The sequence below is a fragment of the Myroides sp. LJL115 genome, from assembly GCF_054871665.1.
This window is the reverse complement of the sequence record NZ_JBTXLS010000070.1, coordinates 1-8,939: the sequence shown is the minus strand read 5'-3', so window position 1 is coordinate 8,939 and position 8,939 is coordinate 1. Positions and strand designations below refer to the sequence as shown.

Annotated in this window: 5 protein-coding genes; all 5 read right to left on the bottom strand. The window is 34.6% G+C overall.

Translation table 11 applies throughout. The features are described 5' to 3' along the window. Positions 1-514 precede the first annotated feature (514 nt). The gene (locus ACYSNX_RS12515) at positions 515-1,897 is read right to left on the bottom strand and encodes an efflux transporter outer membrane subunit (protein WP_461755000.1); all 1,383 of its coding nucleotides are present in this window, start codon (positions 1,895-1,897) and stop codon (positions 515-517) included. Positions 1,898-1,935: 38 nt separating this feature from the next. Beyond that, positions 1,936-5,085, bottom strand: a complete 3,150-nt coding sequence (locus ACYSNX_RS12510; protein WP_461754999.1) for an efflux RND transporter permease subunit — start codon at positions 5,083-5,085, stop codon at positions 1,936-1,938. Between the two features lie 62 nt (positions 5,086-5,147). Beyond that, a complete protein-coding gene (locus ACYSNX_RS12505) occupies positions 5,148-6,281 on the bottom strand; it encodes an efflux RND transporter periplasmic adaptor subunit (RefSeq protein WP_461754998.1) in 1,134 nt (377 codons plus the stop codon). A 266-nt stretch (positions 6,282-6,547) separates the two neighbouring features. Beyond that, a complete protein-coding gene (locus tag ACYSNX_RS12500; protein ID WP_461754997.1) occupies positions 6,548-7,306 on the bottom strand; it encodes a LytR/AlgR family response regulator transcription factor in 759 nt (252 codons plus the stop codon). 7 nt (positions 7,307-7,313) lie between these two features. Beyond that, a complete protein-coding gene (locus ACYSNX_RS12495; protein WP_461754996.1) occupies positions 7,314-8,438 on the bottom strand; it encodes a sensor histidine kinase in 1,125 nt (374 codons plus the stop codon). Between the last annotated feature and the right edge of the window lie 501 nt (positions 8,439-8,939).

Below are 8,939 nucleotides of genomic sequence, written 5' to 3'. Positions count from 1 at the left end.
CCTTCATTAGGTAACATTCATTTACTACTCATTTAAATTAAGTTCAGTCCTTCAGTATTTCGTAAGACTTCTTGGTATTGCCAAGCTTGTATCCATACCTACTATGACTTCTGCTGACTTCTTACAGCAATTGTTATCCATAGTTCTGTAAAAAAAAACTTTCCTATGTCTGTAAGACCTCCCCAGGTAAGAACAGTAACTTTCCCCTCATATACCTGCTATATTTACCCTAAATATCTCCGTACAACTTTGGACTTCAGTTTGTTTAGCAACCTTATCCGATATTATTGAGCCTGATATAGTTTCTGTTCGTCAGGTCAAGGGTTTGCCTAGCGCTTCCTTCAGATTCCACCTTGCGATGGACACCCTTGCATTTGGCTAACACTTCCCGTTGTAAAGGCGTGTTCGGGACTTACACCCTAGAGTTACTACCCATGCTGGGCACACTAACAAAAAAAAGCTAGTCATCTTTTGATGACTAGCTTTCCATTATGAAAAAACAGTTAGGTTTAGCTTAGTGTCCTCCTAAGGCGCGATATAGCTCCACAAGGTTAACTAAATAATCGCGATGCAAACCTACAAAATTCAAATCTGCATCCAAGGATAAACCTTGGGCATTAATAACTTCTAGATACGTTGCTTTATCCATTTCAAACATAAACTTAGTATTCTTTAAAGATTCACTTAATAAAGAAACTCTCTCTTGCATTAAAGTAGACTTTTGCTTGATTTTATCAATCTTAACTAGAGTATTATGTACTTCAGTAAAACCACCAATAACAGCAGTTTTAAATTCAATACCAGCCTTTTCTCTTTCCACTTTTGCAACTTCAAAAGCTGTTCTTAACTTCTTTTGTTGGAAAATAGGTTGGATAATTCCTCCTCCTATCATCCCGAATAAAGAAGATGGTGTATTAAACCATGAAGAGGCTTCAATAGCATTTAATCCTCCTTTAGCAGAAAGGATTAAATTCGGGTACATTTGTCCTTGAGCAGCCCCTACTTTAGCATTAGCAGCCTTTAAATTATATTCTGCCACTTGGATATCTGGCCTTTGTTGAATAAAATCAGCTGGAACACCCTGGGATAAATCACTCGCTAAATCTAATTCATAAAGACTAAACTCTCTTTGTATCTTACCAGGATAATGATTCAAAAGTAGATTTAAAGCACTTTCTTGTAACTCTATCTCTGTTTGGATATCGGTTAATACTTCTTTGGATTGTATCCATTGAGCTTTAGACTGCTGTACTGCTAAAACACTTGCATTACCTACTTCGAATAATTTTTGAGTTACCAAATAGGTATTTTCTCTTAAGGCAATACTTGCATTGGCAATATTTAATTGTTCATCTAGCATTAACAAATTAATATATGTAGTAGCAACTTCAGAAATTAATCTATTTTGCACTGCATTTTTAACTTGCTCGTTTTGCATATAAACTGCTAAAGCAGCTTCTTTTTCACGGCGAATTTTTCCCCAAATATCCACTTCCCATGAAAAATCTAAACTAGCTGTGAAATCGTTACTTGTACGATTTGATCCACTAGAAGAGTTTTTTGATGCCTCACTTCTTGAAGCGTCAATATTTAGGCCAAGTTCTGGCAATACAGCCAACCTAGATTGTTTATAAATCAATTGGGTTTGCTCCATATTCTTAACCGCTAGTAGTAAATCAGGATTTTGCTCTAAAGCAAGACCGATTAAGTGATTTAACTCTGGGTTATTAAAGAACTCTTGCCAATTAATCTTGGCAAGCTCGTTTACCTTGGTATCTTGTGTACTTTGGCCAACAAAGCTTTGGGGTATATTTTGCTCCGGTTGTTGGTAATCTTTCCCTACTTTACATGCAGTTAAAGAACCAGAGGCAATTAGTATATAAACTATTTTTTTCATTTTTTCCATTTAAAATTTTCAATCCAAAAAACGCTTTGTTATTCTTGGGCCTGGCCAGGTTTATAACCAGAGATCTTTTCTTGTAAATACTGGAAGAAAACATATAATACAGGAATAATAAATACTCCAAATACCACACCAAATAACATTCCACCTGCCGTACCAATACTAATAGAGTGGTTACCTTGAGCAGAAGATCCCACCACAGTCATAAGTGGAATTAATCCAGCCACAAAAGCGAATGAAGTCATTATAATTGGGCGTAAACGCAGTTTAGAAGCCTCAATAGCTGAATCCACAATACTCAGACCTTGTGCTCTACGTTGTACAGCGAACTCAATAATTAAAATAGCGTTCTTAGCTAAGAGCCCCACGAGCATAATTAGCCCCACTTGTACATAAATATTATTGGCAATTCCAACCATTCCAATGGCTACGAATACTCCCATAATACCTATTGGTAGAGATAATAGTACAGCTAATGGCAAGATGTAACTCTCGTATTGAGCAGCTAAAATAAAATATACAAACAAAATAGATAATCCGAAGATAAATACCATTTGTCCACCACTCTTTTGCTCTTCTTTACTTAATCCTAACCATTCAATACCATATCCATCAGGTAATTTTTCTTTTGCAATCTGCTCTACTTTAGCCATAGCATCTCCTGTACTTACTCCAGGATTGATAATACCATTAACAGTAATAGAGTTAAATAAGTTATGTCTACTAATTGCTTGAGGACCATAAGTCTTTTCTAATTTTGCTAAAGAACTAATTGGAATCATTTCTCCTGAACCAGCTAATACATATATACTATCAAAAGAAGCTTCATCTGCTCTAAACTGGGCATCTCCTTGTACAAATACTTTAAATTGCTTTCCAAAACGGTTAAAGTCGTTTACTTGAGCACTACCGTAAAATAATTGGATAGCATTCATAATATCTCTAACCTCTACCCCGTGCATTTTTGCCTTAACTGGGTCTACGTTAATTCTGTACATTGGGAAGTCTGCTTTAAACATGGTAAAGGCAGCTTGTACTTCTTGTGAAGAACTTAAATCTACGTTGAATTGATTCACTACATCAGCAAATTCTGTAATGCTTCCACCTTTTCTATCCTGCACTACTAACTCCAATCCATCAAAATCACCAAATCCTGGTACTGTTGGATTTGCGAACATATAGAAGTCTCCTTCTTTAATTGCAGAAAGTTCAACGTTTAAGTTAGCAATCAAAGTATTAATATCCATTACATCTCCTCTCTCATGCATATCTTTGAAGCTAACAAATCCCATTGCATAAGCTGGAGAAGCAGCATTACCTAAAATATTAAATCCAGAAATAGTAGTAACAGAACGAACCGCTGGGTTATTTCTAATAATAAGATCTCCTTCTCTTAATACCTGGGTTGTTCTATCAATAGATGATCCTGGAGGAAGGGATAAAGCAAACATGGCAAAACCTTGGTCTTCATTTGGAATGAATCCCTTTGGAGTACTATTCATCAAAAGTATCATACCGATTACAGAACCAATAATAATACATAAGCTCATTACTTTTCTTTTGATCAAGAACTGCACTCCTTTGCCATAGCGGTTTGTTAAGGCAGTAAATCCTGCGTTGAAAGAACGGAAAAAACGCTTTAAAAAATTAAGTTTTTTTCCTGGATTATTTTCTAAATCATGATGATGATTCTTAAGCATCAAAGCACATAATGCAGGAGATAAAGTAAGGGCGTTCACTGCAGAAATTAAAATTGCAATAGCTAAAGTAAAGGCGAACTGCTGATAGAATACTCCAACAGGACCTGTCATAAATCCAACTGGTAAGAATACCGCAGACATTACTAGAGAAATCGAAATAATAGCTCCGGTGATTTCACTCATAGCCTTTGTCGTTGCTTCACTAGCATCTAAGCCTTCATGCTCCATAGTACTATGGACGGCCTCCACTACAACAATTGCGTCATCCACCACAATACCAATTGCTAAAACCAAAGCAAATAAGGTTAGCATATTAATGGAGAATCCAATTAAATCTAAGAAGAAAAAAGTTCCAATTAGAGATACTGGTACTGCAATTGCAGGAATCAAAGTAGAGCGGAAATCTTGTAAGAACACATATACAATAATGAATACTAAGATAAAGGCCTCTAATAACGTATAAATTACCTGATTAATGGATTCATCTAATTGTGTTTTATTGGCAAAAGTTACATGATAACGTAAACCTACAGGTAAATCTGGGGTTAATTCCTCTAAAACTTGATAAACTTGCGTCTGAATCTCATTGGCATTGGAACCATTAGTTTGGAAGACAGCCATCGTTACAGCTTGCTTGCCATTAATTTTATTGTCCTCGTCATAAGAAACAGATCCAAATTCAATTCTAGCTACATCTTTCAAATAAAGAACGTTTCCAGCTTTATCGGCTTGAACTACGATTTTCTCAAACTGCTCTGGCGTATTGTATTTTCCAGAATAGGTTAAAGTATATTGCACACTTCCTCCAGCATTTTGACCTAAGTTACCTGCAGCAACCTCCATACTTTGATTTTGGATAGCAGCTTGTATATCCGATGGGGTTAATCCTCTATTGGCAAGTTTGTGTGGATCTAACCAAACTCGCATAGCGTAATCCTTCTCACCAAATATTTGTACGTTTCCAACTCCTTTAATACGTTTTAAAGCACGTACTAAGTTAATTCGGGCATAGTTTTGTACGAAAGTCTCATCATAAAGCTCTTCGTCATCACTAATTAAATCCACTACCATGATCATCCCGCGTTGTTCCTTTTGGGTAATAACCCCTGCTTGAATTACTTCCTCTGGAAGAATACCCTGCACTTGAGCAACTCTGTTTTGAACGTTTACAGCGGCTTGATCTGGGTCAGTTCCCAATTCAAAAAATACGGTAATCATTGCAGTACCGTCATTACTAGCGGTAGATTCGATATGGGTCATGTTTTCCACACCGTTTACTACTTCTTCAATTGGGGTTACTACGGATTTTAAAACCGTTTCGGAGTTACCTCCTGGGTAAGATGCCTGAATAACAACACTTGGTGGGGCAATATCTGGGAACTGTGCAATAGGTAATTGGGTTAAACCAACTAATCCTAATATCACTAAAATGACAGAAATTACCGTGGCTAATACAGGTCTATGTATGATCTTTTTTAGCATTTCTACTGTTTTATAGTTTAAAATAATATAGGAAAAAACAACTCCTAAATGATTTAATTATTTTATTTACTTTCTTTAAGTGGACTTACTTGCATCTGGTCTCTTAACTTATCAACACCTGTGATAATTAAAGTTTCCCCTGGCTCTACACCGCTTTCAATAAAGTAAGTATGAAGGTTTTTGCCTTTAACTTTAAGTTGTCTTTGCTCTGCTGTATTTTCCGAAGTCAATACATAGGCAAATATTTTATTTTGTAGGTCAACTGTTGCAGCAATAGGTATTTGAGTAACACCTTTTTGAACACTTACTAATTGTACAATACCTGTTCCACCATTACGTAGTAATTTATCTGGATTTTCAAATACTGCTCTAGCGCTAATGGCATTAGTTTGTTTATTGAACTCCCCATTGATAACATCTACTTTTCCCTTAATAGGATACAAGTCACCATTACTTAACTCTAATTCCACAGGCATTGTTAATATATTATCGGCTCCATTGTTTTCCTTTACTAGGTCAAAATAGTTAGCCTCTGATAAAGAAAAATATGCATAGATTTGATTAATATCTGATAGGGTAGTTAATGGCTCTATATCACTTGGCGAAACTAAATTACCAACACGTTGGTAGATTAATCCAAGAAAACCATCCACTGGAGCGGTAATAGAACAATAGCTTAAATCTAATTGAGCAGAAGCAAGAGCTGCTTTTGCTTGTAAAACTCCAGCTTGAGCACTTTGCAAATCTGCTTGAGCGCTTTGTAATTGAATTGGAGAAACAAAAGAATTCTCTAATAAAGAAGTAACCTTATCTTTTTCTAACTGGGCATTAATTACCACAGATTCTGCAGCTTTTAATGCAGCTTGAGCATTATTTACTTTAATTAAGTAAGGCTTATCATCAATTCTCATGATAACTTGGCCTTTTTTCACATAACTTCCCTCTTCAATATCAATGCTTTTTATATACCCTGTTACTTTAGGCATAATTTCTACATTCACTTTACCTGTTAAAGAGGCTGTATAAGTATTTAAAAGCGTTGCATCTTCACTTTTAACAACATCAACTTTAACTTCTAAAGATGGAGCTTGTTGTACTTGATCTTGCTGTTTATCTGCACAACTTACCATCAAGATTGAACTTGATAGCAAACCAGCTAAAAATAAAAATCTAGTCGTTCTAAAAATTTTCTTCATTATAATCTGTTTTTTACAAGGACAAACTTCGTATAAAATAGACATGGGTTTAGCTTTTTTTATTTGAAACGTAAAAAAATGCTACTGAAGTGTAAAATAGGGTAACTGTCATGAATTCCAGCCTGGCAAACTTTGGTAAAATGCTTGTATATTAGGGGATATACCAAAAAGTAAAATGCCATTTATTCTAGCAATAAAAGGCATTTTATGGGATATATCCACAGGGGATAATAATAATTAATCTATAATAGCAAAACACTACATGCTTAGGAGTTTAGCCAATTTTTAAACAACGGGGCTTTCTCTCTAGAAATAATCACTTCTCTAGTTGGATCATTGTTCAATATAATCTTAAGCTTGCCGTTAAAGTAATTTTGAATACTACCAATGGAATCAATATGAATAATATGTTGGCGGTTGGCTCTAAAAAACATCTTGGGATCCAATTCCTCTTCTAAATCCTCCATAGTTTGGGTAACGATAAAACTCGTTGCATCGGCTTTAACCAAATGGGTGATTTTCTGTTCAGAGAAAATATAATCAATCTCTGAAGATTTAACCGTTACAAAACCATCCTTATAAGGCAATAAGAATCTAGAGCGAAAAACTTGCTTTTGATTAGTTAAATGCCCTAATATATCCTTAATTGGGTCAGAAAGATCACTATTGTTTTGCAGAGTTTCTAATTTTTTTAAAGCCCTTTGTAAATCTTCTATTCTCACGGGCTTCATAATATAATCAATGCTATTTACTTTGAATGCCTTTAAGGCGTACTCATCATAGGAAGTAGTGAAAATAACAGGACAATAGACCTCTACTTGTTGAAAAATTTCAAAACACAATCCATCCTCCAAACGGATATCCATAAAAACTACATCAGGATAAGGATTGTTTTTAAACCAAGTAACACTTTCATCAATACTTTCTAAAACTTGTAGAACAATAATCTGTGGGTTTAACTCATTTAATAAACGAGTCAACTTATTTGCATTTCTTTGTTCATCTTCTATTATTAATACTTCCATAGATATATTATTCTAGAGTTGATTTATCTTTTTTAATTGCATTGTCCAACAAAGGTAACCATACACTAAAGTAATCGGCATCCTTTTGTATCACAACATTTATCTCACTTAAAAGTCTATAGCGGTCAATAATGTTTTGTAGCCCAACTTTTGGAGAAGGTAAAATGGCTGCTAACTCTCTTATGTTATTGCGAACCACTACTCCGTTATCCTGTATAAATATCTCAATTATCAAGGGGATTTCCTTTGAGGCCTTATTGTGCTTAACAGCATTTTCCACTAAGAGTTGTAAAGCAATTGGTGCTATGTAAAACTGCTCAGCTACTTTATCAGATATATCTACTTTTAAGATAACTTTAGAGCCCATCCTTTCTTTAATAAGATAAAAATAGGAATCCACAAAACTCAGCTCTTCTTCTAAAGAAACTACATTTTTACGCACATTGGATAGCATATAGCGGTATACCAAGGAAAGATGCTCTAAAAATTTAGCCGCCAAATTTTGATCTTCAATAACCAGTTCCGACAATGTAGAAAAGTTATTAAATAAAAAATGAGGATCTAATTGCATTTTTAAGCTCTCTAATTCGGCTTGTGATGCGATTCTCTCAAGTTTTTCAGTTTTAATCCTCAACTCGGCTGCATCCATCATAGAAGTTCTCCAATTCTTAATTAAAAAATATCCTGTATGAACAGCAGAAATAAATATCCCGGTATTGATACTAATAATTAAACTTTGCCAGAGGTCAATTTTTAAATCTAAACTAAAAGTAGCGTTAGCAGGCAAAGGCATACAGACTAAATAAAGCAAATTCAATAAAAAGTAAACAATAAAAATAATTACTATTAATGAAATTAACTGTACTATCGCACGTAAACCAGCCCATCTATCCCAAGGAATCCAATTATTCAAAACCCTACTCAGCCAAAGACTTACCTCTGTAATTACAGTACAATACAACAGCAGTAGAATAAGGGTCTCTAAGAGTTCTTGTTCATTAACTGATGCATACCAATGTACATCGTAAGGATTAAGTAAAAAATGTGAAAATAAATATAAAAGGAACACAATAGGAATTACAATTATCCTATAGTGCTTAATAAATAAAGATTCCTCTTTTTGATTTGCCACAATGATTGCTTTTTTTAATAAAACAAAAATACAAGATTAAAAGTAGTAAGTAAATAAAAGAATAACTCAAATGTGCATTATCCTTGTTGAAGCGTACTTATTGTGTACTCAAAATCTCACTAACACGCTAATAATTGATTTAATACTTCTTATTTTACTTAACCAATTTGGTGGTATTTGATCTAAACCAAAGTAAATTTGGCTTTACCTCCACTCTTATAAAGGTAGACAATAAAGAACAAAAGTGTATAAACCGCTTTTAAAAGACGCAACTAATTAATTTACAAAGTATTGCGCTATTCATTTCTTACTAATAAAGTCGGAAAATAGAATAGGAGGCTGAAGATTATTTCTTCAGCCGACCTTTCACACCGCCCGGCATACGGTTCCGTACCAAGGCGGTTCTTAACTTTACGATACTTTTAAGTAGATGTCATTTAGAGATGGATAACCTGCTCGTCTTAGTACTTGCTTATTTAATGTAGTATGGAGGACAAAACT

Excerpts from the sequence above, each read along its gene's own strand:
- ACYSNX_RS12515 (WP_461755000.1), bottom strand. The coding sequence starts at position 1,897 with ATGAAAAAAATAGTTTATATACTAATTGCCTCTGGTTCTTTAACTGCA.
- ACYSNX_RS12510 (WP_461754999.1), bottom strand. The coding sequence starts at position 5,085 with ATGCTAAAAAAGATCATACATAGACCTGTATTAGCCACGGTAATTTCT.
- ACYSNX_RS12505 (WP_461754998.1), bottom strand. The coding sequence starts at position 6,281 with ATGAAGAAAATTTTTAGAACGACTAGATTTTTATTTTTAGCTGGTTTG.
- ACYSNX_RS12500 (WP_461754997.1), bottom strand. The coding sequence starts at position 7,306 with ATGGAAGTATTAATAATAGAAGATGAACAAAGAAATGCAAATAAGTTG.